The sequence below is a fragment of the Streptomyces sp. 2131.1 genome (assembly GCF_900105515.1).
Taxonomy (GTDB): domain Bacteria; phylum Actinomycetota; class Actinomycetes; order Streptomycetales; family Streptomycetaceae; genus Streptomyces; species Streptomyces drozdowiczii.
Genome location: NZ_FNSY01000001.1, coordinates 4348167 through 4375075, shown reverse-complemented (window position 1 = coordinate 4375075; position 26909 = coordinate 4348167). Strand labels below are relative to the sequence as shown.

The following is a 26909-nucleotide window of genomic DNA, read 5'->3' as shown; positions in this document are numbered from 1 at the left end:
GGCCCGGGGGCGTTAGGCTGCGTCGGTGATGGACAGCTCCGTACCGCCCCGCCCGTCCGAGCCCCGTCCGCGGCGCCGCGACCGACACGGCCGCGGTATGCGCGGGCCCGTGGCCCCGCCGCAGGTGCCGCTGTCGACGAGCCGTGCGGACGGCTTCCGCGATCTCGTCCAGGACTCCGTCGAGCGGCTGGAGCGGCGCTGGCCCCAGCTGGCGGAGGTCGACTTCGTCGTCCTGGAGGTGCCGGAGACGGCGGAGGACGCCGTTCCGCTGGGCAACGCGGTCCCGGCCGGGAAGGGCCGGCCCGCCCAGATCTCCGTCTACCGGCGTCCGGTCGAGCTCCGTACCAAGAGCCGTGACGAGCGCGCCCTGCTCATCCACGAGATCGTCGTCGAGCAGGTCGCCGAGCTGCTGGGCCTGGCCCCCGAGTCAGTCGACCCCCGCTATGGGCAGGAGTGACGGCGGGGGCCGCCCTCAGTCGTCGAGTACGGACAGGTCCTGCCGGGCCGCCGGGACCTCCACCGTGCCCTGGTCGTCCGACAGGGTCTGGACTGTGAACATCTGGATGCCGTCCACCTTCACCGTGAGCGTGCGCGCGGCGTGGACCGGGCCGCCCGACAGGGTCTCGACCGTCAGGGCGTAGGTGCCCTTGAGTCCCTGGGGCACGGGCGGGGTGACCGCCATGGTGGTGCCGGCCGCGACCTTGTACGTCTTGCTGACCGGCGTACCGCCTCCGCTGCCCGCCGACGCGGTGACCTTGACCGTGCCGGCGGCGCCGGGGGCGGTGAGCGAGAGGACCGAGCCCTTGGACCGGTTGTCGGCGACGGTCGCGCGCGCGCCCACCGGGCCGGTCGCCGGGATGTAGCCGACCTCCTGGTCGGCGCCCTTGCCCCGGACCACCCGAAGGGCGGCGACGACCAGGGTCGCCCTGCCCTTCTCGGAGGGCACCAGCATCAGCGAGCCGGCCTCTCCGCGGGTGACGTCCTTCAGGTCGATTCCGGCCGTCATGTTCGACTTGACGTGCAGTTCCTCGTGACCGGCCGGGGTGATCGCGCCGCTCTTGCCGAGCAGCTTCAGCGTGAGGTCGGCGTCGTCGTCGCCGGGGGCGAAGGCCACCAGGCGTACGGAGGTGGCGTCCGCCGGGATGCCGGGGAGCACGAGCGTGCCCGCCGGTTCGGCGGAGGCGGGGAGCCAGTCGCTGCCGGTGGTCTCGTCAGCCGTCCTGACCGCGGCGCCGACCCGGCCGGTACGGGTGGTGACGTGGACGGTCACGTCGTCGGCGGCCTTGCTCGTGAGCGTCGAGATCAGGACACGTACGCCGGAGCCCGCCGGGACCGTGATGCCCTCGCCGACGTCCGACTTGAGGGTGCCGTCCGGGCCGTACAGCTCGATGTCGGCGACGGCTGCGGTGTCGTCCGGGTTGGTGAGGTGGACGTAGTCCTCGCGGGACTTGGCGGTGCTGGCCGCCGGGAACCAGAAGTCGGTGTCCGGCGCGGTGCAGCTGATGCCGAGGAGGCCGCGTCCGTCGCCCGCCTCGATGGTGGTGGTCTGCTGGGCGGTCCAGCCGGGTGCGAGACGGCCCGTGGCGGTGCCGACGAGCGCGGGCGAGTCCGCACCCGACGCCTCGCCGGTGGCTGGCTTGCCGGGCTCCTTGAGGGAGACGACCGGCTTGTTCTTGTCCGCTTCCTTGTCCTTCTTGCTCTTCTTCTTGTCCTTCTTGTCCTTTTCATCGGACTTCTCGTCCGTTGCGGCCTCGTCCTTCGCGGACGACACCAGCGCGGCCTCGCCGGCGGTGGCCGAACCGCCGCTCCCGCCCGGCGGCGTGTAGGCCGTGTACGCCGTCTCCGAGAGGTCGGAGAGGCCGGGGGCCGGGCAGAGCAGGCTGGTGCGTTCGACGGGCAGCCGCGCGGCCGTTTTCGCCTCCGTCGTGCCGCCGCCGTCCGGAACGTTGACCGCGGCGAAGCCGGTGACTGCGGCCAGGGCGACCGCCCCGGCGATGAGGGACAGGCTGCTGGTGGACTTCACTCGGACTCGCCTCGCGATGCGTTACCGGTCGGCCACGGGTTCTGGCCCGGGGCGGGGTTCTCGGGGTTCTGCGGGTCGTACGGGGGCTGCTCGCCGTACTGCCCGGCCTCGGGGCCGTACCCGTTCTGGTCGTAGGTCTGCGGGTCGTACGCGGGCGGGTCGTACGGGCCCGCGTACTGGCCGCCTTCCTGGTACTGCGGATAGCCGTACGGGTCGTAGCCGCCGGCGTCCGGCTGCTGCCCGCCCTCGGTGTACTGGCCGCCCTGGTACGGCCCTTCCTGGTACTGGCCGTCCTGGTACTGCTGGTAGCCCGCGTCCTGGTACTGGCCCTGCTGGGCGTCCCACTCGCCGTACTGCTGCAGCGGTACGAAGACGCTGTCGTCGTTCTCCGGGGCGGCTTCGGGGGCCGGTCCGGTTTCCGGGTCCTGCTGGGCGGGAACGTACGCCGGCTGCTCGCCGGTCTCCTCCTGTTCCCGGAGGCCCTGTTCCTGGAGGCCCTCCGCGTCCTGCTCCCCCGCTTCGGCCTCGGCCAGGGCGGCCGCGCGCAGCCTGCGGGCACGGCGGCCCTCACCGGCGACCGGTTCGGCGGCGACCGCCTCGGCCTCCTCGGGCAGGTCGTCGTCGATCTCCCGGCGGCGGCCCGGGAGGGCCATGACCACGAGGACGACGGCGAGCGCGACCTGCGCCCAGATCCACACGGTGTGCGTGAAAGGGGCCTCGTACGTGAGGTCCAGGGTGCCGCCCTCGGCGGGGAGCTCGAAGCCCTGGGCCCAGCCGTCGACGGTCTTGGCGGTCAGCGCGCGGCCGTCGAGCGTGGCCTGCCAGCCGGGGTCGGCGGCGTCGGCGATCCGCAGTACCCGGCCGGCGCCGCCCGCCGGGATCTTGGTGTGCGCCTCGACGGGCTGGGAGCCCACCGGGAGCGGCTCGTCGCCGGCGGCGGGCGGGACGATCATGATCCGGGCGACCTGCCGGTCCACCCGCCACAGGGCGCTGCCGTCCAGCTGGCTGAGCCGGCTGAGACCCGGGGTCGCGTCGAGCACCCGGCTCATCTGCTTGGGGGCGCCGTCGCGCACGAGGACGTAACGGATCGCGAAGCCGCTGAGCTGGCTGCCCTGGTCGGCGCCGGAGCCGGCGACCAGGTTGGCGACGACTTTGTCGAGGTGGCTGTTGCCGCCCTGCGCGGCGGCCAGTTCGGCGTCGCCGAGCCGGGCGCCGGAGCCGCGGACGAGGGTGTAGTCGACGGAGGCGGACGAGGTGCCGCCCAGGACCAGGGTGCGCGGCTGGTCGCGGGTGCCGCTCTCCTCCGCGACGAACGCCGGCACCTGGACCGGGTCGCGACGCTCCAGCGGCCCGGCCGCGCCGCCGATCATCCAGCCGGCGGCGGCCAGCACGGGGGCGAGGCCCGCCGCGAGGGCGATGAGGGCCGCGACCGGCTGGCGCCAGCCGAAGCTGAGTTCGGCGACGCGGATGCGGGCGCCGTCCGCGCCGACCAGGGCGGCGGCGATGAGCGCGGCGCCGTAGACGAGGGTGGCGGGGCCCGCCCAGCCCGAACCGTTGGCGAGCCCGGCGAACGCCAGGGCCACGAGCGCGGCCGCCCAGGCGGCGCGGACGGCGAACTGCCGCTCCCCCCGCAGCAGAGCGGCGAGCGCGGCGAGGACGATGCCGAGGAGCAGGACGCTGCCCGCGGCCTTCGGCCCTCCGGGGCTGATGCCGAGCAGGTCCAGCGCGGAGGCGGAGCCCGTACCGGTCTCCAGGCCGGCTTCCTTCAGGAACGCGGACGGGCTGCTCAGCAGCGACAGCGACCAGGGCGCGAGGACGAGCAGCGGGGTGCCGACGGCGGCGAGGAAGCGGAGCCCGTACGCGGTGATGTCGTCGCGTCGCAGCGCGAGGACGCCGAGGCCGAGGACCACGGCGAGCGGCCACACGATCGGCGTGAACGCCATCGCCAGAGTGAGGAGCAGGGTGTACGCCCAGGTGGCGCGCCAGCTGCCGCGGGCGTTGCCGCTGGCCCGCATGCCGTGTGCGGAGACGGCCGTGCGGGCGATCAGCGGCAGCAGGACGGCCAGGACGGCGGTGCCGAGGCGGCCGGTCGCCAGGGCGCCGGTCGCCGCGGGCAGGAAGGCGTACGCGATGCTCGCCCAGGCGCGCAGCAGCCGCGAGGGCAGCAGCGGGCGGGTGACGAAGTACGCGGTGAGCCCGGCCAGCGGCACCGAGCAGACGAGCAGCAGGGTGAGGGCGAAGCCGGTGGAGCCGAGGAAGAGCGCGGAGAGCGCCGAGATCACGGCGAGGTAGGGAGGGGCGGTGGAGGTGCCGCCGGTGCCGACGGTGTGCCAGCCGTCCGCGTAGCGCCCCCACAGGTCGGAGACGTCTCCGGGGGCGGGCAGCAGGGCGCCGCCGGCCAGCGCGCCGCCGCCGATGAGGCCGCGGCAGGCGACGAGGGAGACCAGGAGCAGCAGGGCGAAGAGGACCGGTCCGGGCTTGCGGCCGACCTTCTTCAGCCGGGCGAACTGGTCGATCTCCAGGTAGTCGGCGTCGTCGCCGCCGGGCCCGGACTCCACGGCGCCGTGCCGGGAGCCGCCGGAGTCGGTGTCGGAGCCGCCGCCGAAGTTGCCGGCGACCTGTTCGACGGTCGCGCGCACGGTGGCGCCGGGGGCGGGGAAGAGGCCGCGCAGTTCGGCGGCGTCGACCACGCCCTTCCCGCGGGCGCGGCGGGCGGCGAGGATGCGGCCGGGGCGCAGCAGGGTGCTCAGGAGGCCGGTGACCTCGTCGAGCGCCTGGCCGGGGACCTTGCCGACGAGGTAGGCGAGGGTGCGGAGCAGGGTGCCGAGGACGAGCCGCAGCATGACCCAGGGCAGCTTCTTGCCGCGGGCGTTGACGAGCATCGTGTAGACGGCGCCCGCCTTGTCCACGCGGTGCGGGCTGGCGACATTGCGGCCGGCGCAGTCGATGGGGCGGCGTTCCCGCGCGGAGGCCTCGGCATGCCGCAGGACGGCGTCGGGGGCGACGAGCACCCGGTGGCCCGCCATGTGGGCGCGCCAGCACAGGTCGACGTCGTCGCGCATCAGCGGGAGCCTGCGGTCGAAGCCGCCGAGCTCCTCCCAGACGTCTCGCCGGACGAGCATGCCGGCGGTGGAGACGGACAGGACGGTACGGACCTGGTCGTGCTGGCCCTGGTCCTGCTCGCGGCGGTCGAGGCCGGTCCAGCGGCGTCCGCTGTTGGCGATGGAGACGCCGACCTCCAGGAGCTGGCGGCGGTCGTACCAGCCGCGCAGCTTGGGGCCGACGATCGCGGCGTGCCGGTCGTTGTCGACGACGCGCAGCATCTCGGCGAGCGCGTCGGGCTCGGGCGCGCAGTCGTCGTGGAGGAGCCAGAGCCACTGCACCGGTTCGCCGTGCGGCAGCTCGGGCATCTCGTACGCCTCGTCGTGCCAGGTCCGGGTGACCGGGTCCCAGCCGCTGGGCCGCTTCAGGTAGGGCAGGTCGTCCGGGGTGAGGACGCCGGCCGTGCGGCTCGCCTCGTCGACGGCGGTGCCGAAGCTCGTACGCCGCGCGAGGTGCAGGACCCGGTCGGCGCCGAGCGCCTCGGTGACCAGGCGCGCGGAGTCGTCGGCGCTGCCCGTGTCGGCGGCGACGACGTTCTGTACGGGGCGTTCCTGGCCGAGCAGCCCGGCGAGCACGTCGGGCAGCCAGCGTGCGCCGTCGTGGGAGACGAGCACGGCGGTGACGACATGCCGGGGGAACTCGGGGGCGGCGGCGGCCGCGTACGGCGCCGTTGATTGGCTGTGCACGGACATCGAGGTACGGGCCCTCCGGCCGGGTCCGGGGGACGTCACCCCGGGGGCTGCATCGGTGTACACGCGCGCTCTGTCGGGTCGTTGGCGCGTCTCGGACGGGGCCCCACACTAACGGTACGGACAAACCCGGGGTGCGCCGAGCGGTGGGCGAGGAGACCCGCCGGGGCGACGACGGGGCGGGACCGCCGGCGCGGGAGCCTCCCGGACACCCGGGCGGCTGCGCTGCGGAGCGCGGGCGAGGACGGGCCATGACGGCGGCCGGAGGCGGGTGGGACGGCCCGGGCATGGGGGCGGCGGGCGCCGGGTACGGCACGGGCATGAGGGCGGCGGGTGCCGGGTACGGCGATGGCCCGCCGCCTGCGGGGGCAGGCGGCGGGCCATGGAGTGTGCGGTGGGTCGGGCCGGTCGGAACGGCCGGCCCGATTAACTCGATCAAATCGCAGCCTTCTTCAGGCGTCGGCGTTCACGTTCGGAGAGGCCGCCCCAGATGCCGAACCGCTCGTCGTTGGAGAGGGCGTACTCCAGACACTCGGACCGGACCTCGCAGGCGAGACAGACCTTCTTCGCCTCGCGGGTCGATCCGCCCTTCTCGGGGAAGAAGGACTCGGGATCTGTCTGGGCGCACAGTGCGCGCTCCTGCCAGCCGAGCTCCTCGTCCGCGTCCTCGACCAGCAGTTGCTGGAACAGCTCGGTCATCTGCGCCCCTCGTCCGTCTCTTGCGTCCCGTGATGCGGCCGTTACCGAATCGGCCGAACGACACGGGTGAAATTACAAGCGTGTAGCTCTGGCTGGTCAAGCCCAGATCTGCTATTGGCCCCGGTATTCACCCTGCGGCACCAACCGTATGCGTTAAGTGTTCAAATCACCAAAAACCTGACATATGCCATGGGCTCTCGCGCGTACCCACCCGCCATGGAGACAAACTCCCGCCGACGCGGACACGTTTCGATTCGATCACTGAAGCGACCAAGATCACATTCGGGTCACGGTGCCGCGCCCGCGTTTGGCGGCACGACTGTTGCGCCACCTGTCCCCGTCGAAGGCCGCTAAAACCTTTCTCCGGACGGAGTAACCGGATGAGGTGAAACACTGCCGCCAAACCGGGCATTGGGTTGACAGTGGACAGTTCTCCGGTTCTCCTTGTTGGCATGCCAGTGACCTCAGCGATGCACGCCACCCGCGCCTGCGGGTTCCGTAGCGCTGTCCAGGCTCGCTGTTGCTGTTCCAGCTGTCTCGGCTGTTGATCCCGCCGAGCTGTTGATCCCGCCGACGCCGTCGTAGCTTCCGCTCCGGCTCGGCCCTCTCGTCCCGGGACCTCCCCCGCACGGCCCCAGCGCCCCCACGGCCCCGGTCCTCACGACGAGCCCACCGCACCCCACGCCGTACTCGCACCCCGCCGAGGAACCACCGCTCCCATGAACAGCAGCGACAGCGACCTCCAGATCGCCGGCGACCTCCTGGAGGTCCAGCACCTCCTTCGCCCCGCCCGCGAACACCCCGTCACCGTGGCCGAGTTCGTCGGCCTCGCCCGTACCATCGCCGCCGACCGCGACCTGTGGGCCCCGCTCGTCCAGTACGACGCCACCAGCCGCTGGTACCACCGCCTGCGCAAGGGACCCGGCTACGAGGTCTGGCTGCTGAGCTGGGTGCCCGGACAGGGCAGCGGACTCCACGACCACGGCCCGTCCTCCGGCGTGCTGACCGTGCTCGACGGCGAACTGACCGAACGCACGGACCGGGGGAAGCGGACGCTGGGCGCCGGGGCGCAGCGCGTCTTCGCCCCCGGCTACCTCCACGACGTCGTCAACGACTCCCTCGAACCGGCCGTCAGTCTGCACGTCTACTACCCGGGCCTCACCGATATGCCGATGCACACCGCGCAGTGCGCCCCAGCGGTCGCGACGGCCTGAACAGCCGCCGTCCCTGAAGCCCCGAGCTCCTGACAGTCCCACCCGTCGCCCGCCACCACCCCGACAAGGATCAGGCTCCGCCTGACAGTCCCACCCGTCGCCCGCCACCACCCCGACAAGGACCAGGCTCCGCCTGACAGTCCCACCCGTCGCCCGCCACCACCCCGACAAGGACCAGGCTTCGCCTGACAGACTGTTTCGCATGCGCATTGTGGTTCTGGCCGGCGGTATCGGTGGTGCTCGTTTCCTGCGGGGTCTCAAGGAGGCCGCGCCCGACGCGGACATCACGGTCATCGGCAACACCGGTGACGACATCCATCTGTTCGGGCTCAAGGTCTGCCCCGACCTCGACACCGTGATGTACACCCTCGGCGGTGGCATCAACGAGGAGCAGGGCTGGGGCCGGACCGACGAGACCTTCCACGTCAAGGAGGAGCTCGGCGCGTACGGCGTGGGCCCCGAGTGGTTCGGGCTCGGCGACCGCGACTTCGCCACGCACATCGTCCGTACGCAGATGCTCGGCGCGGGCTACCCGCTCAGCGCCGTCACGGAGGCGCTCTGCGCCCGCTGGAAGCCGGGTGTGCGGCTGCTGCCCATGTCCGACGACCGCGTCGAGACGCATGTGGCGATCGACGAGGACGGCGAGAGCCGGGCCGTGCACTTCCAGGAGTACTGGGTGAAGCTGCGGGCCTCCGTACCGGCGCGGGCGATCGTGCCCGTCGGGGCGGAGCAGGCGAAGCCCGCGCCCGGCGTCCTGGAGGCCATCGCCGAGGCCGACGTCATCCTCTTCCCGCCGTCCAACCCGGTCGTCTCCGTCGGGACCATCCTCGCCGTGCCCGGCATCCGCGAGGCCATCGCCGAGGCCGGGGTGCCGGTCGTCGGCCTCTCCCCCATCGTCGGGGACGCCCCCGTGCGCGGGATGGCCGACAAGGTCCTCGCGGCCGTGGGCGTCGAGTCGACGGCCGCCGCGGTCGCCGAGCACTACGGGTCCGGGCTGCTCGACGGCTGGCTCGTCGACACCGTGGACGCGGGCGCGGTCGGGCGGGTGGAGTCGGCGGGCATCCGCTGCCGGGCCGTGCCGCTGATGATGACCGACGTCGCCGCCACCGCCGAGATGGCCCGTCAGGCGCTGGCCCTCGCCGGGGAGGTCCGCGCGTGAGCGCCGCCGACGCCCCCTCCTACCGGGTGTGGGCCCTGCCCGGCATGCCCGAGGTGCGGGCCGGGGACGACCTCGCGAAGCTCATCGCGGCCACCGGGCCCGGGCTCGTCGACGGCGACGTCCTGCTCGTCACCTCGAAGATCGTCTCCAAGGCTGAGGGCCGGATCGTCGAGGCCACCGACCGCGAGGCGGCGATCGACGCCGAGACGGTACGGGTGGTGGCCCGGCGCGGTCCGCTGCGCATCGTGGAGAACCGGCAGGGCCTGGTGATGGCCGCCGCCGGCGTCGACGCGTCGAACACCCCCGCCGGCACGGTCCTGCTGCTCCCCGAGGACCCCGACGCGTCGGCCCGGACGATCCGGGAAGGGCTGCGGGCGGCCCTCGGCGTGGAGGTCGGCGTCCTCGTCACGGACACCTTCGGCCGGCCCTGGCGCAACGGGCTGACCGACGTCGCGATCGGCGCGGCCGGGGTGCGGGTGCTGGACGACCTGCGGGGCGGGCAGGACGCGTACGGCAATCCGCTCAGCGCGACCGTGGTCGCCACCGCCGACGAGCTGGCCGCCGCGGGTGACCTGGTCAAGGGGAAGGCGGACGGGCTGCCCGTCGCGGTCGTGCGCGGCCTCGGGCACGTCGTGGACGCGGGCGACGAGCAGGGCGCCCGCGCGATGGTGCGGGTCGCGGCCGACGACATGTTCCGGCTGGGGACCTCCGAGGCGGTACGGGAGGCGGTGACCCAGCGGCGTACGGTCCGCGAGTTCACCGACGAGCCGGTTGATCCCGGGGCGGTACGGCGTGCGGTCGCCGCGGCGGTGACCGCGCCGGCACCGCACCACACGACGCCGTGGCGGTTCGTCCTGCTGGAGTCGGCGGAGTCGCGGACCCGGCTGCTCGACGCGATGCGGAACGCGTGGATCGCGGACCTGCGGCACGACGGCAAGAGCGAGGAGTCGATCGCGAAGCGGGTGCGGCGGGGCGATGTGCTGCGCCGGGCGCCGTATCTGGTCGTGCCGTGCATGGTGATGGACGGTTCGCATACGTACGGGGACGAGCGGCGGGACGGCGCGGAGCGCGAGATGTTCGTCGTCGCGGCGGGCGCGGGCATCCAGAACTTCCTGGTCGCGCTGGCCGGGGAGCGGCTGGGGTCGGCGTGGGTGTCCTCGACGATGTTCTGCCGGGATGTGGTGCGGGATGTTCTGGGGCTGCCGTCGTCCTGGGACCCGCTGGGCGCGGTGGCCGTCGGGCAGGCGGTTGCGGCCCCCGGGCCGCGGGTGGGGCGTTCCGCGGAGGAATTCGTCGTCGTGCGGTAGGCGCCTCCGGCGCCGTGTTCCGGGGTCCTGACTCCATGTGACCTGAGCCCCGACGGGCCGTTCGGGGCTCTGCCCCCCGGACCCCGGTCCTCAATCGCCGGACGGGTTTGGGTCTGGCCCGGCCCGGCTCTCACAGCCTCGCGATGTCCCTCGGCTGGAAGCGTGGTGCCCTGCGGGGTGGGGTCGCGCCCGAGAGCAGGATGAGGCGGGTTGCCCGGTGGCGCTGGCCCTCGTACGGGGTGAGGAGGGCGAGCATTTCCTCGTCGTCGGCGTTGCGGTTGCCGGCCAGGGCGTGGCCGACGATGCCGGGGAGGTGGAAGTCGCCGACCGTCACCGCGTCGGGGGCGCCGTTGGAGCGTTGCAGGGTCTCCGCCGCCGTCCAGGGGCCGATGCCCGGGATCGCCTGGAGGCGGGTCAGCGCGTCGGGGAGGTCCATGGTGGCCGCCTCCTCCATGCGGCGCGCGACCCTGACCGTGCGCAGGATCGTCGCCGAGCGCTTGCTGTCGACGCCCGCGCGGTGCCAGTCCCAGGACGGGATCAGCGACCAGGTGCGGGCGTCCGGCATGACGTAGAGGCCGTACTCCTGCGGGCCGGGCGCCGGCTCCCCGTACTGGCGCACCAGGAGGCGCCAGGCGCGGTACGCCTCGTCCGTCGTGACCTTCTGCTCCAGGACCGACGGGATCAGCGACTCCAGGACCAGACCCGTGCGCAGCAGCCGGAGTCCGGGGCGGCGGTGCTGGGTCTGGGCGAGGAGGCGGTGGCGCGGGATGAAGGCGGCCGGGTCGTCGCCCTCGCCGAGCAGCGTGGGCAGCTGGTCCAGCAGCCAGGGCGCGCCGGGCCCCCAGGCGGACGCCTCGACGCGGCCGTCGCGGACGACGACGTGGAGCGTGCCGGGGCCCTCGGGGGTGCGGCTGGCCCGGCGGACGGAGCCGTCGGCGACCATCCGGAAGGTGGGGTCGGCGGGGCCGCGGCGCAGCGGGCCGAGAACGAGGCGCAGGTCGAGCGGGCCCGGCGGGGTCCAGACGCGGGTCTGCGCCGCCGGTACGGGCGTGGCCGCCGCCTGGTGCGGGACGGGCGCGCGCCGGGCGTTGCGGGGAGCGAAGCGTCCTGCCACGGATGAGGTCCTCGGTCGTCGGGTCTGCCTGTCGAGGGTACGGCTGTTTTCAGCCATCCGGTCCGCGTACGGGCCGGGCGGCCGGTCCGCTCACTCGTCCGAGGAGAACCGCACCGACGCGTCCGGCAGGTGCGCCCCGCACCAGACGCGTACGCCGTCCCGCAGCTCGTTGTCGGCGCCCACCTCCGCGCCGTCGCCGACGACCGCGCCGGCCAGCACCGTACGGCTGCCGATCCTGGCGCGCGCGCCGACCAGGGAGTCCGTGATCACGGCGCCGGGTCCGACGACCGCGTCCGCGAGGACGGTCGAGCCGTCGATCCGGGCGCCCGCGCCGATCACCGCGCCCTCGCCGACGACCGTGCCGCCGGAGAGCTTGGCGTCGGGGGCGACGGAGGCGGTCGGCAGGACGAGGCGGTCGCCGCAGCGGCCCGGCACGGCCGGGGACGGGGCGCGGCCGAGCACCAGGTCCGCGGAGCCGCGGATGAACGCCTGCGGGGTGCCGAGATCCAGCCAGTACGTGGAGTCGACCATGCCCTGGAGGTGGGCGCCGTCGGCGAGGAGGCCGGGGAAGGTCTCGCGCTCGACGGAGACCGGGCGGCCGGCCGGAATGGTGTCGATGACCGAGCGCCGGAAGATGTACGCGCCGGCGTTGATCTGGTCGGTGACGATCTCCTCGGGCGTCTGCGGCTTCTCCAGGAAGGCGGTGACGCGGCCGGTGTCGTCGGTCGGGACGAGGCCGAAGGCGCGCGGGTCGTCGACCCGGGTCAGGTGGAGGGAGACGTCGGCGCCGGAGTCGGCGTGCGAGGCGACGAGGGCCCGGATGTCGAGTCCGGTGAGGATGTCGCCGTTGAAGATGAGGACCGGTTCGTCCGGGCCGGAGGCGAGGCGGTGGGCGACGTTGCGGATGGCGCCGCCGGTGCCGAGCGGTTCGCGCTCGGTGACGTACTCGATGTGCAGGCCGAGCGAGGAACCGTCACCGAAGTACGGCTCGAAGACCTCGGCGAGGTACGAGGTGGCGAGGACGATGTGCTCGACCCCGGCGGCCCGGGCACGGGCCAGCTGGTGCGTGAGGAAAGGGACGCCCGCCGCCGGAACCATGGGTTTGGGCGTGTGCACCGTGAGCGGGCGCAGCCGGGTTCCCTTGCCGCCGACCAGGAGGATCGCTTCTTTTGCCTCTGTCACAGCACTGTCTTCGCTTCCTGCTGGGGCCGGGCCTCGTTACGGCTGGCCAGTGTATGCAGAGCCCGGGGACGACCCTTGGCCAGCGGTCCGCAGCAGGTGTGCCGCGGGTGTCAGCGCCCCTGCAGACGGGCCGCCGTGGCGCGGGCGGTCCCGAGCTTCTTGTAGAGACGCGCTCCCGGGCGATCGGTTGCGAATCCGTCGCGGTGACCCGAGATGACGTTCATTTCGACCCTCCTGCCCTTCTTGTACGCGCCGCCGCCGGTCGAGACCAGGCGCACCTTGCCCTTCGGATCGATGCCGGACACATACGTCTCCTGACACACCCGGACAACTCCGGCCACCCGGACGGTCCCCGGCAGCTGACGGCCCGTCTGCCGGACCGGTGTACGCGGCAGCTACCGCGTCCGGCCCGGCCGCGTACGCTTCCGCCCATGAACGCCAGCGACCGCACCCCTGCCGACCTGCTGCGTTCCGCGCTCGCCGCGGACCCGGCCCGCCCCCTGGTCACCTTCTACGACGACGCCACCTCGGAGCGCGTCGAACTGTCGGTGGCCACCTTCGCCAATTGGGTGGCCAAGACCGCCAACCTGCTCCAGGGGGACCTGGCCGCCGAGCCCGGCGACCGGCTCGCGCTGCTGCTCCCCGCGCACTGGCAGTCCGCGGTCTGGCTGCTCGCCTGCGCCTCCGTGGGCGTGGTGGCCGAGGTGCAGGGCGACCCGGCAGCCGCCGATCTCGTCGTCTCGGGGCCGGACACGCTGGACGCGGCGCGGGCCTGCCCGGGCGAGCGGATCGCCCTGGCGCTGCGTCCGCTGGGCGGGCGGTTCCCGCAGACGCCCGAGGGGTTCGCGGACTACGCGGTGGAGGTGCCGGGCCAGGGCGACCGGTTCGCACCGTTCGCCCCGGTGGACCCGGACGCGCCGGCGCTGACGGTGGGCGGGGCCTCGTTCACTGCGGCCGAGCTGGTGGCGCGGGCCCGCGAGGACGGAGCGGCGCTGGGCCTGTCCGCCGGTTCGCGGCTGCTGACGGGGCGTTCGTACGACACCTGGGACGGGCTCGCCGCCGGGCTCTACGCACCCCTCGCGACCGGGGGCTCCGTGGTCCTGTGCCGCCACCTCGACCGGGTGGGCGCAGACGTGCTGGCGCAGCGGGTGGAGAGCGAGCGGGTCACGCTGACGGTGTGACGGAGGGGCGTCCCGCGGGACCGGTGTGACAAGAGGCCCGAGGGGCACCCGTCCGGCCCATCGTGGGCCGAGTCCCCCGCATCGGCGCTCAACTCCGGTACATGATCGGCGGTACGGACCACCAGAGGTCTCCCCCAGGCACAACCAAGCGTGAGGTTCAGCCGTCTACTTCTGCGACCGGCGGCCCAGCGCGCCGCCGAACGTGAAGGATGGACGCAGACGTGACCGAAAGCGCCGGCACTCCGGGCGACCCCGACGACTCGGCCGCGGGCGAGGACCGGACGCCGGACGCTCCGCCGCCCGCCGCGGGGGACGACGCACCGCCGCCCGGCGAGGACAGCAAGCCCTCCGAGACGTCCACCCCCGGCGGGGAGACCCGTAGCGGATCGGGCAGTGGCCCCGGTCCCAACCCGGAGAACGAGGGCGGGGGCGCCGCCGTCGACATCACCGTCAAGCGGAAGCGGCACTGGCTGCGCTGGACGGCGCTCGGGGTCTCCTTCCTCGTGCTCGTCGCGGCGGGCGTCGGCTGGTGGCTGTACAAGAAGCTCGACGGCAACATCCGGACGGACACCTCGGCGGCGGCGGAGCTGAAGGCGTACGAGAAGGAGCGGCCGGTCTCCGTCGTCCACGACGCGGAGAACATCCTGCTCATCGGCTCGGACAGCCGGGCCGGCGACAACCGCAAGTACGGCCGCGACGACGGCGGCTCACAGCGCTCGGACACGACGATCCTGCTGCACCTGGCGGCGAACCGGAAGAGCGCCACCGCCATGTCGATCCCGCGCGACCTGATGGTGAACATCCCGGTCTGCCACAAGGCGGACAAGACCGCCACCAGGGCCCAGTTCGCGCAGTTCAACTGGGCGTTCGAGATGGGCGGGACCGCCTGCACCATCCGGACCGTCGAGAAGATGACGGGCATCCGCATCGACCACCACATGGTCGTCGACTTCAACGGCTTCAAGGACATGGTCGACGCGGTGCACGGGGTCGAGATCTGCCTCAAGGAGCCGGTCGACGACAAGGACGCCCACCTCAAGCTCGGGGCGGGCCGCCACAAGCTCAACGGCGAGCAGGCTCTCGGCTACGTACGGGCGCGCAAGTCGCTCGGCAACGGCAGCGACACCGACCGGATGGACCGCCAGCAGCAGTTCCTGGGCGCGCTCGTCAACAAGGTGCAGAGCAACGGTGTCCTGCTCAACCCGACGCGGCTCTACCCGGTGCTGGACGCGGCCACGAAGGCGCTCACCACCGATCCGGGCCTCGACAGCCTGAAGGACCTGTACGACCTGGTGCGGGGCATGCGGGACGTCCCCACCGAGAAGGTCCAGTTCCTGACCGTCCCCCGGCAGCCGTACCACCTGAACCGGAACCGGGACGAACTGGTGCAGCCCGACGCGGACAAGCTGTTCAAGCAGCTGCGCGACGACAAGCCGGTCGCCGTGGTGCCCGCCGACAAGCTGAAGGACGACGACAAGAGCGATGACGGGAACCCGGACGCGGCCGACGCGTCGGGGCCGTCTCCCACACCCACGTATTCGGGGAACAATGCCGCGACCGACCTGTGCAAGCAGTAAAGCAATGGCCAAACAGAGACCAACATTCCGCGCGCAATGGGAAGAATGCCCAGTTGTAAGGGCCGTGGAATGCGTCACGCGCGTCGCTGGACGCCGAATGGGACGGATAGTGTGACGCGATCCGGTGCTTCCGGCCGTCCGGCCGCGCACTTCTGGAGAGCAAGACTGAGCGCCTTTTCGGGGGAGGCGCCTCGCGTGGCACCGACGGAGGACTCGAGCAACCGTGGATGCGCAAAGCCGTGGGCGGGCGGACAACATGGATGATCCCGCAGACCAGTGGGTTCTCAACCCGGACACCGGCGATTACGAACTGCGACTGAACCACTCCGGAGGGCACACCCCCCGGTCCTCGGTCCCTCCGGCGCAGCGCGGTCCCTCGGACGCACCCCGCCGCGCCACCTCGGACGGCTCCCCCCGCCGCAGCGCCGAGGTGCCGCGCCAGGGCGGGCGCCGGGCGGCGAACGCGCCGCGCGGCCAGGAGCGCCCCGCCCCCGGCGACGGCGGCCCGGGACGCCGCAAGCGCAAGGCCCCCAAGTCGCGGAAGAAGAAAGCGCTGTTGTGGACGGGCGGCACGATGGCCTTCGTGCTCGTCGGCCTCTCGGCGGGTGGCTACTGGCTGTACCAGCGCCTCAACGGCAACATCAACACGGTGGACATCGGCGACGCCGGCAACAAGGACGTCGTCACCGCCAACGCCCCGATCAACATATTGATCATCGGTACGGACAAGCGGACCGGTAAGGGCAACGAGGGATACGGCGACAAGGGCAGCGTCGGCCACGCGGACACGAACATCCTGTTCCACGTCTCCGAGGACCGCACCAACGCCACGGCGATGAGCATCCCGCGCGACCTCATCACCGACATCCCGGAGTGCACCGCCGTGCAGGAGGACGGCTCCGAGAAGACCATCCCGGGTACGCAGCACGTCCGGTTCAACAGGAGCCTCGGCGAGAGCGGCCGCGACCCCGGCTGCACGATGAAGACGGTCGAGGAGCTGACCGGCGTGAAGGTCGACCACTTCATGATGGTCGACTTCAACGCGGTGAAGACCCTGTCCACGGCGGTCGGCGGCGTCAACATCTGCCTCGACCACGCCATCGACGACCCGAAGTCCCACCTCAACCTGCCGGCGGGGCCGAACAAGGTCAGCGGCGAGGACGCGCTGGCGTTCGTACGGACGCGGCACGCGTACTCCAACGAGAGCGACCTCGACCGGATCAAGGGCCAGCAGCAGTTCATGGGCTCGATGATCAAGCAGGCCAAGTCGGACGACACACTGACCAGCCCGACCAAGCTGTTCAAGGTGGCGGACGCGGCGACGAAGGCCCTGACGGTCGACAAGCCGATCGGCGACGTGAAGAAGCTCAGCTCGCTCGCCAAGGAGATCACCAAGACGGACACGAAGAACATCACGTTCGTCACGATGCCGGTGATAGACAACCCCGACGAGCCCACGCCCGTCACGGTCGTCCCGCACCCGACGCAGGCGGAGCAGCTGTTCTCGATGCTGCGCGACGACACCTCACTGACCGAGGTGGCCGCGCAGAAGAAGAAGGCCAAGAGCAAGCAGGACGCGCTCCTCAAGGGAACCAAGGCGGCCGCGGCCGACGTCCGGGTCGATGTGTACAACGGCGGCGAGGTCGCCGGCGGTGCCCAGCAGACGGTCACCTGGCTGCAGAACACCAAGGGCGTCCTGAAGTCCACGAACAAGGCCAACGCGCCGGAGAAGATCGCCAAGACGACGCTGGAGTACGCCCCGAACCAGGCGGACCAGGCCCGCGCCCTCGCCGAGATGATGGGGCTGCCCGGCTCCGCGATGAAGCCGGGCACCACCGACGCCGAGGGGCTTCAGGCGATGGTGCTGACGCTGGGCAAGGACTTCAAGGCGGCGGGGACGCCGATCACCGGACCGAAGAAGATCGACATTCCGAAGTCCAGCGCCGAGTCGGCGGGGTGCTCCAAGTGACGCCGCGTCACCACACCGCACGAGTTTGAACAGCAGGGGGGTCCCGGTGGGACGGAGCAGCACGCCCGGGGAGGGGACGCGGTCGCGCACGCACTCCCGCCGGCAGAGCGGGGACGAGGGTGTCGGCGAGCGCCCGGATGGCGCTGAGCCGGGTGACGCCGGCGGTGGCCGCGCGAGCAGCCACCGGCGCGGCAAGTCACGTAAACGGGCCGCGAAGAAGTCGCGGAAACGCCGGGTGTTCAAGTGGATAGCGATATCCATGGCGGTGCTCGTCCTGGGCACCGCCTCCGCCGGGTACCTCTACTACCGGCATCTCAACAACAACATCCGCAGCAGTGCTCGCAGCGGCGGCGAGAGCGGTGTGAAGAAGGCCGCGCCGGATGCCGAGGGCAACAGCCCGCTCAACATCCTGCTGCTCGGCTCGGACAGCCGCAACAGCGCGGAGAACGTGAAGCTCGGCGGCAGCAGGGACACGGTCGGGGACAAGCCGCGGGCCGACGTCCAGATGCTGCTGCACATCTCGGCGGACCGGAAGAACTCCTCACTGGTCAGCATTCCGCGCGACACGATCCTCCACATCCCGGAGTGCACGGACTCCAAGACGGGTCAGAAGTACCCCGCGACGGACAACAGCCCGATCAACGAGTCCCTCCAGCGGGGTGGTCCCGGCTGCACGCTGACCACCTGGGAGAAGCTCACCGGCGTCTACATCGACCACTGGATCATGCTCGACTTCGCGGGCGTGGTGGCGATGGCGGACGCGATCGGCGGGGTCGACGTGTGCGTGAAGACGGGTGTGTGGGACAAGCCCACCCGCCTCGTTCCCGGCGGCTCCGGTCTCAAGCTGCCGGCGGGCACGAACACGGTGCAGGGCAAACAGGCCCTCCAGTGGCTGCGTACCCGGCACGCCTTCGGCAATGACCAGAACCGCGCCAAGGCGCAGCACATGTACATGAACTCCATGCTGCGCACGATGAAGAAGCAGAACCTCTGGTCGGACGCGGGCCGGCTGACGAGTCTCGCGGAGACGGCGACGAAGGCCCTCCAGGTGTCCGACGAGATCCGTTCGGTCAAAAAGCTGTACGACCTGTCGATGCAGCTCAAGAGCGTGCCGATCGAACGCATCACCATGGCGACGATGCCGACGGCCGAGTGGTCGCAGGACCGGAACAAGCTCGTTCCCATCGACAAGTCCGCGGACGCCCTGTGGAGTCTGCTCCGTAAGGACGTCGCGTTCGACAAGAACGGCAAGGAGAAGAAGAAGCCCTCGTCCTCCGCGTCCCCCTCCGGGCCCCCCGCGGCCGCTCCGGCGACCCTCGGCATCTCGGTGGTGAACGGTACGGGTGTCGGCCAGGCGCCCAAGGACGGGCGGGCGGGCGAGGTCGCCGACATCCTGCACGGCAAGGGCTTCGCCGAGGCCGACACCGCGCGGACCACCGAGCCGCTCAAGGACACGGTGGTGCGGTACGCGAAGGAGGACGGGGACCAGGGCAAGTCGGACGCGCTGTCCGTGGCCAAGGCTCTGGGGCTCCCGACGTCCTCGGTCAAGGCCGACCCGAAGGCGGGCGGGCTGACCGTCGTCGTCGGTGCGGACTGGCGCGAGGGCACCGCGTACAAGGCCCCCAAGGCCGAGGCGGGTGACCTCCCGGACGGCGCGGACGACATCAACGCGGCGGACAAGAACCAGTGCATGGACATCTACTCCGTCTACCGGTGGGACGGAAAGAGCTGACACGCGGTACGCGAGAGGGGGCGCCCGGTCCGGCCGGGCGCCCCCTCTCGTCTGTCCGACCCCCAGGTGGAAGGACCGGGTCAGGCCACCGGTGCGCCCGGCTCGGCGATCGCCGGGCGGCGGCTCGCGATGACCTTCCTGGCCAGGGAGCGCGGGCTGGTCAGGAAGCCGTAGCCCCAGGACATGTGCATGGTCGCCAGCGCGACCGGGATCTGCGCGCGGGCCTTCGCCGACAGCCCCTTGCCCGCCGGGAGGGAGCCCGCGACGATCGCCGCGAGGTACCCGCCGGGAACGACCAGGGCCCACGGCGTGACCGCCGCGCCCACCACGAGGCCGGCCGCGATGGCGACGACGGCGGTCGGGGGCGCCAGGTAGCGCAGGTTGATGGAGCCGGCGTGGTAGCGGGCGACGACGTGGCGCCAGCGGCCGTAGTCCTTGTACTGCTTGGCGAGCGCCCGGACGGAGGGGCGCGGGCGGTACTGGACGCGCAGCTCGGGCGAGAACCAGATCAGCCCGCCGGCCTCGCGGATGCGGAAGTTCAGCTCCCAGTCCTGGGCGCGGATGAACTCCACGTTGTACCCGTCGGCCTTCTCCAGCGCCTCGCGGCGGAAGACGCCCAGGTAGACGGTCTCGGCCGGGCCCGCCCGGCCGCCGGTGTGGAAGGCCGCGTTGCCGACGCCGATCTTCGACGTCATGGCCGCCGCGACGGCGTCCTCCCAGGCGTTCTCGCCCTCGGCGTGCATGATGCCGCCGACGTTCTGCGCGCCCGTCTCCTCCAGGAGCCGGACGGCGGTCGCGATGTAGTCCGGCGAGAGCATGCCGTGGCCGTCGACGCGGACGACCACCGGGTGGCTGGACGCCTCGATCGCCGCGTTGAGGGCGGCGGGGGTGCGTCCGGTGGGGTTCGGAACGGTGTGGACCCGGGGGTCCTCCGCGACCAGCTCGGCGGCGATCTCGTCCGTACGGTCCGTGGAGGGGCCGAGCGCGATCACGACCTCCATCTCGCCCGCGTACTCCTGCTCCAGGATGTGGCGGACGGAGTTCCGGAGATGGCGCTCCTCGTTGAGCACCGGCATGATCACGGAGACGGCGGGAGGCTGCGCGGCAGACATGTGGTCCTCGGGTGGGTCCTCGGGGGCGCCGGGGGCTCGTACCCCACCAGGCGGAATTCGGCCGCCACGTTACCGCGAATGGGGGACAGCGGTGCGCGCCGCCGGGCGGCCTCCCGGGATGACGATCGTATGGGCCTACCGTGCGAACGGTCCCCCTCGCACCGCGGAGGTGTCCCTCGTGCCCACGCCGCACCGCTCCCCCCGTACGACCCGGCCCCGCCCCGCGCCCCCGCGGCGCAGGCGGCGGCGAAAGCAGGACGAGCGGCCGCGCTGGGGCATGCGGATGGCGACCGGGCTCTCCGTCCTCGTGCTGGGGGCCGGCGGGATCGGGCACGCGGTCGTGACGAACCTGGAGAGCGGGATCGACCGCATCGACCCCTTCAAGGACATGAAGAACCGGCCCGCCGGGGGGCGCGGCACGAATCTGCTGCTGGTCGGCACCGACGGCCGCGACAGGATCACCCAGGACGAGAAGCGGAAGTACCGCCTCGGCGGGCAGCCCTGCCACTGCACGGACACGATCATGCTGGTCCACCTGTCGGCCGACGAGCAGCGCGCCAGCGTCGTCAGCCTGCCGCGCGACAGCTACGCGGAGATCCCCGCGCACCGGGACCGTACGACCGGCCAGGAGCACGCGGCGCACCCCGTGAAACTGAACGCGGCGTACGCGGAGGGCGGCCCCGGTCTCACGGTGAGCACCGTCGAGAACATGACCGGCGTCAAGATCGACCACTATCTGGAGGTCGACTTCACCAGCTTCATGACCACCGTCGACACCCTCGGCGGGGTGAAGATCTGCACCGCCCGCCCGCTGAAGGACTCGTACACCGGTCTCGACCTCGCCGCCGGCACCCATGTGCTCGACGGCGGCCAGGCCCTCCAGTACGTACGCTCCCGGCACGTCGACGGGGCCGCCGACCTGGGCCGGATGCAACGCCAGCAGAAGTTCATGGCCGCGCTGATCAAGCAGGCGACGGGCAGCGGGGTGCTGCTGAACCCGGTGAAGTTCCGCGAGGTCGCATCGACGACGCTGCGGTCGGTACGGGCCGACCGGGGCTTCGACACGGAGCAGATGCTCTCCCTCGGCCAGGCGATGCGGGGCTTCTCGCCCTCCTCGTCGGAGTTCGCCTCGGTGCCGATGGGCGATGTCGCCTTCCAGGTCAAGGGGATCGGCTCCACGGTCAAGTGGGACCCGGTCAAGTCGAAGCAGCTGTTCACCGCTCTGCGCGAGGACAAACCCCTCACCACCGCCCGGCCCGCCGAGAAGGTCCCCGCGAAGAAGGTCGACGTCCCGCCGAAGCAGATCCGCGTCCAGGTCTACAACGGCACCGCGCGGGACGGCCTGGGCACCACCGTCGACGCCGCGCTGCACGCCACCGGCTTCGACACGACCCGCGCCCCGCTCACCGCACCGCAGCACGACCTCAAGCACACCCTGGTGACGTACGACCCGCGCTGGGACCGGTCCGCGAAATCACTGGCGGCCGCGCTGCCGGGGGCGGAGCTGCGGGCGGTGCCGGGACAGGGGCCGACGATGCGGGTGACGGCGGGCGAGAACTACCACAAGGTCGAGCGCGTCCACGCGGAGGAACCGGACCCGGGGAGGTTCGGGGCGGTGAAGGGGGACCAGGTGGTGTGCCCGTGAGCCGGCCGGACAGCCCGTCCGGCGCCTGAGCCGCGCGGGCACACCCAGCCCGTCCGGCGCTTGAGGCAGGCGGGCGAACCCAGCCCGTCCGGCGCTTGAGGACGGAACCGGTCAGGGGGGTGAGCCCCGCACCTTCCCCGCGCCTCTCGGTCCCCGCTCGCCCCGCGCCCTCAGTCCTCGATGCCCTCGGCGATGCGCTTCTCGCGCAGCTCCCTGATCGCGCGGCGCCGGGCCAGCCGGTGCGTGCGGCGGATCTGGGCCTCCTGGTAGCGCCGCTTGTCGCGCTCGGTCTCCGGGACCACCTGCGGTACGGGGCGGGGGCGGCCGTCAGCGTCGACCGCGGCGAACACCAGGTACGCGCTGCCGACCTGCGTCGCGGGCGTCGACTCGTTCCAGCGCTCGGCCATGACCCGGACGCCGACCTCCATGGAGGACCGGCCGGTCCAGTTGACCTGGGCGCGTACGTGCACGAGATCGCCGACGCGGACCGGCTCCAGGAACACCATCTCGTCCATCGAGGCCGTGACGGCGGGCCCGCCGGAGTGCCGGCCGGCCACGGCGCCCGCCGCGTCGTCCACCAGCTTCATGATCACGCCGCCGTGCACCGTACCCAGCAGATTGGTGTCGCTGCCGGTCATGATGTGGCTGAGGGTGGTCCGGGAGGCCGCGGTGGGCTTGGCCGGAATGTCGCTCTCCGGGCGCGGAGCCTGATCTGTCATGCCCTCCACCTTATGCGGGGGCCCGGAACGCGTCGCAATGCATCAGCTTCGCAACAGCCCCGGCCCGATTCTCCACACACCCTGTAAGAGGGACCGCCCCGGCCTGCACACTGGTCCGTATGAACGATTGGCCCGACGGCTGGACCGACGACAACCGCAGCGGCAACCGCTACGGACAGGGCAGTGCGAGCGAGCGCCCCGAGAGCGCCCGCTCGATGCCGCACGTCCAGCGCCGCCCGGCCCCGCCGCAGCAGCGCCCCGCGCCGCCGAGGCAGCGCCCGGTCCCGCAGCAGCCGTCGGGCTACGACGACGGCAACCCGCAGTACGACAGCGGTTACAACACCGGCCAGGTGTACGGCGGCGGCCGTGGCGCGGGTCACGGCGGCGACGGCGGTGACCGCGGTTACGTACAGGGCCGCCCGGGCCCGGCGCCCGACTGGCGCCGCCGGATCAAGATCGGCGCGCTGGTCCTGGTCGTCGTGCTGCTCGCCGTCTCCGTGGGCACGTACTTCTGGGCCGACTCGAAGCTGAACCGGGCCGTCGACCTGTCGAAGGTCATCGAGCGGCCGGAGGCGGGCAAGGGGACGAACTACCTGATCGTCGGGTCCGACAGCCGTGAGGGCATGACGTCCGAGGACAAGAAGCGGCTCCACACGGGTTCGGCCGACGGCAAGCGGACCGACTCGATGATGATCCTGCACACCGGCGACAACGGCCCGACGCTGGTCTCGCTGCCGCGTGACTCCAATGTCGAGATCCCGTCGTTCGTCGGCTCCGAGTCCGGCAAGAAGTACCCGGCCACAGGGAGGACGACGAAGCTGAACGCCGCGTACGCCACGGACGGACCGGAGCTCCTCGTCCGTACCGTCGAGTTCAACACCGGCCTGCACATCGACCACTACGTCGAGATCGGCTTCGGCGGCTTCGCCAAGATCGTCGACGCGATCGGCGGGGTCGAGCTGGACATCCCGAAGGCGTTCAAGGACAAGTGGTCGGGCGCCGACTTCCCGGCCGGCAAGCAGACCCTCGACGGCCAGCAGGCCCTGGCTTTCGTCCGCACCCGCCACGCCTTCACCTCGGACCTGGACCGTACGAAGAACCAGCAGAAGTTCCTCGCGGCCCTGGCCAGCCAGACGGCGACGTTCTCCACGATCATCAATCCGTTCAAGCTGTACCCGACGATGGGCGCGGGCCTGGACACGCTGATCGTGGACAAGGACATGTCGCTCTGGTCGCTCGGCAAGATGTTCTTCGCGATGAAGGGCGTCACGGGCGGCGACGGCACGTCGATGAACATGCCGATCGCGGGCAACGTGGGCGGCAACCTGGCCTGGGACAAGGCGAAGGTGAAGCAGCTGGTCGAGCAGCTGAAGAACGACGAGAAGGTCACGGTCACCGAGAACTGAGGCCCCGGCCCGTTCTCCCGCGTCGGCCCGGAGCCGCCATGCCCATACGGATCGTGTACGAGTCGCACGCCACGACCACCGACAACGAGGCGGGAATCGCCACCGGATGGCTGCCGGGCCGGCTCTCGGAGACCGGGCGCCGCCAGGCCGCCGAACTCGGCGAACGGCGGCGCGGCACCGGGCTCGACGCCGTCTACACCTCGGACCTGGCGCGCGCCGTGGAGACGGCCCGCATCGCGTTCGCCGGTACCGAGACCCCCGTCCTCCGCCAGGACGCGCGGCTGCGCGAATGCGACTACGGGGAGCTGAACGGCGCCCCGACCTCCGTCCTGCATCCGCTGCGCACGCGCCACATCGACCGCCCGTGGCCCGGCGGCGGCCAGAGCTACCGGGACGTGGTCGAGGCGACGGCCTCGTTCCTGCGCGACCTGGCCGCCGAGTGGGACGGGGGCCGGGTGCTCCTGATCGCCCACTCGGCGAACCGCTGGGCCCTGCACTGCCTGCTCGCGGGTGCCCGGCTGGAGAGCCTCGTCGCGCACCCGCCGCCCTGGCAGCCGGGCGTCTCCTACACCGTGCCCTGAGCCAGCACCGCGACGTGCGGGAGCGCCAGCAGCCCGTCCTCCCCGAGGAATTCGCGGCACAGCACGTCGTACTCCCGCTTGGCCGCGGCCGCGCCCTCGGGCCCCGCGCCGGTGACCATCCCGCCGACCGCGCCGATCCCGGCGGCGGGCCCCGCCCACCACTCCTCCGGATCGACCCGGTGGTCCCAGGCGTGCGTGTCGGCCTGTACGTCCGCGAGCCCGGCGGCCTTGAGCAGGGTAATCAGCCCGTCCGGGGTGCGCTCGAAGTTGCGCTCCTCGTCGACCGTGGCCAGCCAGTCGGGCCGGGTGAGCCCGGCGGCCTGGGCGGCCCGCCCGACCAACGTCTGCCCCGGGGTGCCGGGCAGCTGCCAGACGGTGACAGCTATCCGGCTCCCGGGGCGGGCGACCCGGCGCATCTCGACGAGCGCTTCCAGCGGGCGGCCGACGTGGTTGAGCACGAAGTTGCCCACGACCGCGTCGAACTCCGCGTCGGCGTAGGGCAGCTGGGGAAGCGTCCCGGCGCGCACCTCGGTCCCGCGCGCGGCCCGCCGGGTCGCGGCGACCATGTCGGGCTCGGCGTCCACGGCCCGGACGGCGGCGCCCCGCGCGAGGGCGGCCGCGGTCACGTTGCCGGTGCCGCACCCCACGTCGAGCAGGCGCGTCCCCGCCCCGACACCGGCGGCGTCCAGCAGGGCGGACACGGTGCGGATGCAGAGCCGGGCGGCGGTACGGGCGTAGCTCTCGGCCTGCCCGTCCCATATCCGCCGCTCCATCACATCGAACGCGGTCATGTGTCGTCTCCTTCGGTACGGGTGGGGGTCTGCGGTTCCGCTTCGTTCAAGTCCTCGTGCAGGGCGCCGAGTACGCGCCCGGTGGGTTCGCCGAGCGCGGGCAGCTCCCCGAGGAACCATCCGGGCAGCCGCCCCGCCACCTCGTCCGGCTCGTCGCCCCGGTCCGGGTCGTCTAGCCCCTGGAGCAGCGCGAAGGCGGTCTCCCGGGCGACCTCGCGCGCGATCTCCCCCAGCTCCTCGGCGGTCAGACCGAGCCGCACGGCACGCTCGACGGCCCCGCCGGCCACGCCGTCCCGGCAGTAGGCGGCCACCCATTGGGGCGCGGTGGAGCTCCAGGCGTCGATGTCCTGCCACACCGCGCGCAGCAGCCGGAACCGGGCGAGCTGCGGCAGCCCCTCCTCGGCCTCGGACTCGGCCCACCCCTCGGCGTCCTCGGCTCCGAGCGCGTCGAAGAGGCGGACGAGCCGCGTCGTGTCCTCCCCCATCGGACTCCCCTCAGCCGCCGCGCGCACGTCGCGCGGGAGCGATGGCCGGTGCCGGCCATCGTGCCATTGTCAGACCTCCGTGGGAGGCTCCGGAGATGGAACCGTCAAAGGTGATCGAGACGTTGTGGGCCCGGATCCAGGGGCGGGACTGGGCGGGTGTCGCGGAGCTGGTCGCGGAGGACGCGGTCGTCGAGTGGCCGGTCAGCCTCGAACGCATCGTCGGCCGGGACAACTTCGTCGCGGTGAACCGCGAGTATCCGGAGGGCTGGTCGATCCGCGTGCTCAAGGTGGTGGCGCAGGGCGACGAGGTCGTCTCCGAGGTGGAGGTGCCGCACGACGGCCTCGGCCTCTTCCGCGCCGCGTCGTTCTGGACCGTCCGTGACGGCCGGGTCGTCCGCGGCACGGAGTACTGGACGGGCGTGGGAGCGGACCCGCGCCCGGAGTGGCGGACCGGCTTCGTGGAATCGATGTAGTACCGCTGGCAGAAACACCCCGTACGAAAGGCGGCCCCCGTGTCCGAAGCAACCGTCGCCGACGTCATGGCCGAGCTCGCCGCGCTCGACGATCCCAGGGCGCGGGCCGTCAACGCGCGGCACGGGGACGACCACGGGGTGAACCTCACCAAGCTGCGCGCCCTCGCCAAGCGGCTGGGGAAGCGGCAGGAGCTGGCCGTCGGGCTGTGGGAGACGGACGACACCGCCGCGCGGCTGGTGGCGTTGCTGGTCTGCCGTCCGAAGGAGTACACGCGGGACGAGCTGGACCGCATGCTGCGCGAGGCGCGGGCGCCCAAGGTGCACGACTGGCTCGTGGGGTACGTGGTGAAGAAGAGCCCGCATGCGGAGGAGCTGCGCCTCGCCTGGACGGAGGACTCCGATCCCGTCGTCGCGAGCGCCGGGTGGGCGCTGACCGCCGACCGGGTCGTGAAGCGGCCCGACGGGCTCGACCTCGACGGACTGCTGGACGTCGTCGAGGCGGAGATGCGGGACGCACCCGACCGCCTCCAGTGGGCGATGAACACCTGCCTCGCACAGATCGGGATCGAGCACCCCGGACACCGTGCTCGCGCGCTGGGCATCGGCGAGCGGCTGGGCGTGCTCAGGGACTACCCGACGCCCCGGGGGTGCACGTCGCCGTACGCGCCGGTGTGGATCGGGGAGATGGTGCGGCGCAAGGAGGGCAAGGACGCGTGAAGCCCCGCCCCCGGGAACGGGGCGGGGCTTCA

The 26909-nt window shown here is 72.4% G+C and carries 22 protein-coding genes and 1 pseudogene; 13 read left to right on the top strand and 10 right to left on the bottom strand.

All coding sequences use genetic code 11. The annotated features are described in order from the left end of the window. Positions 1-28: 28 nt before the first annotated feature. Entirely contained in the window at positions 29-457 is a 429-nt protein-coding gene (locus tag BLW14_RS19710) for a metallopeptidase family protein (protein ID WP_093708562.1), read from the top strand. Positions 458-472: 15 nt separating this feature from the next. On the opposite strand, the gene BLW14_RS19705 is transcribed toward BLW14_RS19710, so the two are convergent. The 3 genes from BLW14_RS19705 to BLW14_RS19695 form a co-directional block, all read right to left on the bottom strand. Next, a complete protein-coding gene (locus tag BLW14_RS19705; protein ID WP_093708561.1) occupies positions 473-2023 on the bottom strand; it encodes a DUF5719 family protein in 1551 nt (516 codons plus the stop codon). Then, entirely contained in the window at positions 2020-5817 is a 3798-nt protein-coding gene (locus tag BLW14_RS19700) for a glycosyltransferase (protein WP_093708560.1), read from the bottom strand. The genes BLW14_RS19705 and BLW14_RS19700 overlap by 4 nt, the downstream gene beginning before the upstream one ends. 432 nt (positions 5818-6249) lie before the next feature. Then, a complete protein-coding gene (locus BLW14_RS19695) occupies positions 6250-6513 on the bottom strand; it encodes a WhiB family transcriptional regulator (protein WP_003968728.1) in 264 nt (87 codons plus the stop codon). 719 nt (positions 6514-7232) lie between these two features. On the opposite strand from BLW14_RS19695, the gene BLW14_RS19690 reads away from it, so the two are divergent. From BLW14_RS19690 to BLW14_RS19680, 3 genes are all read left to right on the top strand, one after another. Next, positions 7233-7727, top strand: coding sequence for a cysteine dioxygenase (locus tag BLW14_RS19690; protein WP_093708559.1), 495 nt, complete (start codon positions 7233-7235; stop codon positions 7725-7727). Positions 7728-7929: 202 nt separating this feature from the next. Further along, positions 7930-8886, top strand: coding sequence for a 2-phospho-L-lactate transferase (gene cofD / locus BLW14_RS19685; protein ID WP_093708558.1), 957 nt, complete (start codon positions 7930-7932; stop codon positions 8884-8886). Further along, on the top strand, positions 8883-10193 hold the full coding sequence (locus BLW14_RS19680; protein ID WP_093708557.1) for a coenzyme F420-0:L-glutamate ligase: 1311 nt from the start codon (positions 8883-8885) through the stop codon (positions 10191-10193). Before cofD ends, BLW14_RS19680 begins: the two co-directional genes overlap by 4 nt. A gap of 130 nt (positions 10194-10323) precedes the next feature. On the opposite strand, the gene BLW14_RS19675 is transcribed toward BLW14_RS19680, so the two are convergent. The 3 genes and pseudogenes from BLW14_RS19675 to BLW14_RS19665 all read right to left on the bottom strand — a co-directional run. After that, complete coding sequence (locus tag BLW14_RS19675; RefSeq protein ID WP_093708556.1) at positions 10324-11307, bottom strand: DNA-3-methyladenine glycosylase family protein; 984 nt, start codon at positions 11305-11307, stop codon at positions 10324-10326. A 90-nt stretch (positions 11308-11397) separates the two neighbouring features. After that, positions 11398-12489, bottom strand: coding sequence for a mannose-1-phosphate guanylyltransferase (locus BLW14_RS19670; protein ID WP_093708555.1), 1092 nt, complete (start codon positions 12487-12489; stop codon positions 11398-11400). Between the two features lie 110 nt (positions 12490-12599). Beyond that, positions 12600-12788, bottom strand: a pseudogene (locus BLW14_RS19665) (hypothetical protein); the annotation flags it as partial. A gap of 132 nt (positions 12789-12920) precedes the next feature. Here BLW14_RS19665 and BLW14_RS19660 point away from each other — a divergent pair. The 4 genes from BLW14_RS19660 (at position 12921) to BLW14_RS19645 (ending at position 18948) form a co-directional block, all read left to right on the top strand. Continuing rightward, positions 12921-13670 (top strand): TIGR03089 family protein, encoded by a 750-nt coding sequence (locus BLW14_RS19660; protein ID WP_093708554.1) that lies wholly within the window; start codon positions 12921-12923, stop codon positions 13668-13670. A 221-nt stretch (positions 13671-13891) separates the two neighbouring features. After that, positions 13892-15247 (top strand): LCP family protein, encoded by a 1356-nt coding sequence (locus tag BLW14_RS19655; protein ID WP_093708553.1) that lies wholly within the window; start codon positions 13892-13894, stop codon positions 15245-15247. A 256-nt stretch (positions 15248-15503) separates the two neighbouring features. Beyond that, complete coding sequence (locus tag BLW14_RS19650) at positions 15504-17216, top strand: LCP family protein (protein WP_093708552.1); 1713 nt, start codon at positions 15504-15506, stop codon at positions 17214-17216. A gap of 259 nt (positions 17217-17475) precedes the next feature. Beyond that, positions 17476-18948 (top strand): LCP family protein, encoded by a 1473-nt coding sequence (locus tag BLW14_RS19645; protein ID WP_093708551.1) that lies wholly within the window; start codon positions 17476-17478, stop codon positions 18946-18948. A gap of 80 nt (positions 18949-19028) precedes the next feature. On the opposite strand, the gene BLW14_RS19640 is transcribed toward BLW14_RS19645, so the two are convergent. Continuing rightward, entirely contained in the window at positions 19029-20060 is a 1032-nt protein-coding gene (locus tag BLW14_RS19640) for a glycosyltransferase family 2 protein (protein WP_093708550.1), read from the bottom strand. Between the two features lie 277 nt (positions 20061-20337). Between BLW14_RS19640 and BLW14_RS19635 the strand changes: the two genes are divergently transcribed. After that, entirely contained in the window at positions 20338-21705 is a 1368-nt protein-coding gene (locus BLW14_RS19635) for an LCP family protein (protein ID WP_093708549.1), read from the top strand. Positions 21706-21875: 170 nt separating this feature from the next. On the opposite strand, the gene BLW14_RS19630 is transcribed toward BLW14_RS19635, so the two are convergent. Next, entirely contained in the window at positions 21876-22424 is a 549-nt protein-coding gene (locus BLW14_RS19630; protein WP_093708548.1) for an acyl-CoA thioesterase, read from the bottom strand. Between the two features lie 119 nt (positions 22425-22543). Here BLW14_RS19630 and BLW14_RS19625 point away from each other — a divergent pair, with 119 nt between their 5' ends. Both BLW14_RS19625 and BLW14_RS19620 read left to right on the top strand, forming a co-directional pair. Next, positions 22544-23830 (top strand): LCP family protein, encoded by a 1287-nt coding sequence (locus BLW14_RS19625; RefSeq protein WP_093708547.1) that lies wholly within the window; start codon positions 22544-22546, stop codon positions 23828-23830. A 38-nt stretch (positions 23831-23868) separates the two neighbouring features. Beyond that, the gene (locus BLW14_RS19620) at positions 23869-24411 is read left to right on the top strand and encodes a histidine phosphatase family protein (protein ID WP_093708546.1); all 543 of its coding nucleotides are present in this window, start codon (positions 23869-23871) and stop codon (positions 24409-24411) included. Here the strand turns inward: BLW14_RS19620 and BLW14_RS19615 are convergent. Together BLW14_RS19615 and BLW14_RS19610 are read right to left on the bottom strand one after the other, a co-directional pair. Further along, the gene (locus BLW14_RS19615) at positions 24396-25202 is read right to left on the bottom strand and encodes a class I SAM-dependent methyltransferase (protein WP_093708545.1); all 807 of its coding nucleotides are present in this window, start codon (positions 25200-25202) and stop codon (positions 24396-24398) included. The genes BLW14_RS19620 and BLW14_RS19615 overlap by 16 nt on opposite strands. Further along, positions 25199-25687: a hypothetical protein gene (locus tag BLW14_RS19610; protein ID WP_093708544.1), complete on the bottom strand. Its 489-nt coding sequence runs from the start codon at positions 25685-25687 to the stop codon at positions 25199-25201. The genes BLW14_RS19615 and BLW14_RS19610 overlap by 4 nt, the downstream gene beginning before the upstream one ends. 95 nt (positions 25688-25782) lie before the next feature. On the opposite strand from BLW14_RS19610, the gene BLW14_RS19605 reads away from it, so the two are divergent. Together BLW14_RS19605 and BLW14_RS19600 are read left to right on the top strand one after the other, a co-directional pair. Continuing rightward, the gene (locus BLW14_RS19605; RefSeq protein WP_093708543.1) at positions 25783-26160 is read left to right on the top strand and encodes a nuclear transport factor 2 family protein; all 378 of its coding nucleotides are present in this window, start codon (positions 25783-25785) and stop codon (positions 26158-26160) included. Positions 26161-26199: 39 nt separating this feature from the next. Then, on the top strand, positions 26200-26877 hold the full coding sequence (locus BLW14_RS19600) for a DNA alkylation repair protein (RefSeq protein WP_093708542.1): 678 nt from the start codon (positions 26200-26202) through the stop codon (positions 26875-26877). The last annotated feature ends 32 nt before the right edge of the window (positions 26878-26909 follow it).

Coding starts and splice junctions, on each gene's coding strand:
- BLW14_RS19710 (WP_093708562.1), top strand. CDS start 29: ATGGACAGCTCCGTACCGCCCCGCCCGTCCGAGCCCCGTCCGCGGCGC.
- BLW14_RS19700 (WP_093708560.1), bottom strand. CDS start 5,817: ATGTCCGTGCACAGCCAATCAACGGCGCCGTACGCGGCCGCCGCCGCC.
- BLW14_RS19695 (WP_003968728.1), bottom strand. CDS start 6,513: ATGACCGAGCTGTTCCAGCAACTGCTGGTCGAGGACGCGGACGAGGAG.
- BLW14_RS19690 (WP_093708559.1), top strand. CDS start 7,233: ATGAACAGCAGCGACAGCGACCTCCAGATCGCCGGCGACCTCCTGGAG.
- cofD (WP_093708558.1), top strand. CDS start 7,930: ATGCGCATTGTGGTTCTGGCCGGCGGTATCGGTGGTGCTCGTTTCCTG.
- BLW14_RS19660 (WP_093708554.1), top strand. CDS start 12,921: ATGAACGCCAGCGACCGCACCCCTGCCGACCTGCTGCGTTCCGCGCTC.
- BLW14_RS19650 (WP_093708552.1), top strand. CDS start 15,504: ATGGATGATCCCGCAGACCAGTGGGTTCTCAACCCGGACACCGGCGAT.
- BLW14_RS19645 (WP_093708551.1), top strand. CDS start 17,476: ATGGCGGTGCTCGTCCTGGGCACCGCCTCCGCCGGGTACCTCTACTAC.
- BLW14_RS19640 (WP_093708550.1), bottom strand. CDS start 20,060: ATGTCTGCCGCGCAGCCTCCCGCCGTCTCCGTGATCATGCCGGTGCTC.
- BLW14_RS19635 (WP_093708549.1), top strand. CDS start 20,338: ATGCGGATGGCGACCGGGCTCTCCGTCCTCGTGCTGGGGGCCGGCGGG.
- BLW14_RS19630 (WP_093708548.1), bottom strand. CDS start 22,424: ATGACAGATCAGGCTCCGCGCCCGGAGAGCGACATTCCGGCCAAGCCC.
- BLW14_RS19625 (WP_093708547.1), top strand. CDS start 22,544: ATGAACGATTGGCCCGACGGCTGGACCGACGACAACCGCAGCGGCAAC.
- BLW14_RS19620 (WP_093708546.1), top strand. CDS start 23,869: ATGCCCATACGGATCGTGTACGAGTCGCACGCCACGACCACCGACAAC.
- BLW14_RS19615 (WP_093708545.1), bottom strand. CDS start 25,202: ATGACCGCGTTCGATGTGATGGAGCGGCGGATATGGGACGGGCAGGCC.
- BLW14_RS19610 (WP_093708544.1), bottom strand. CDS start 25,687: ATGGGGGAGGACACGACGCGGCTCGTCCGCCTCTTCGACGCGCTCGGA.
- BLW14_RS19605 (WP_093708543.1), top strand. CDS start 25,783: ATGGAACCGTCAAAGGTGATCGAGACGTTGTGGGCCCGGATCCAGGGG.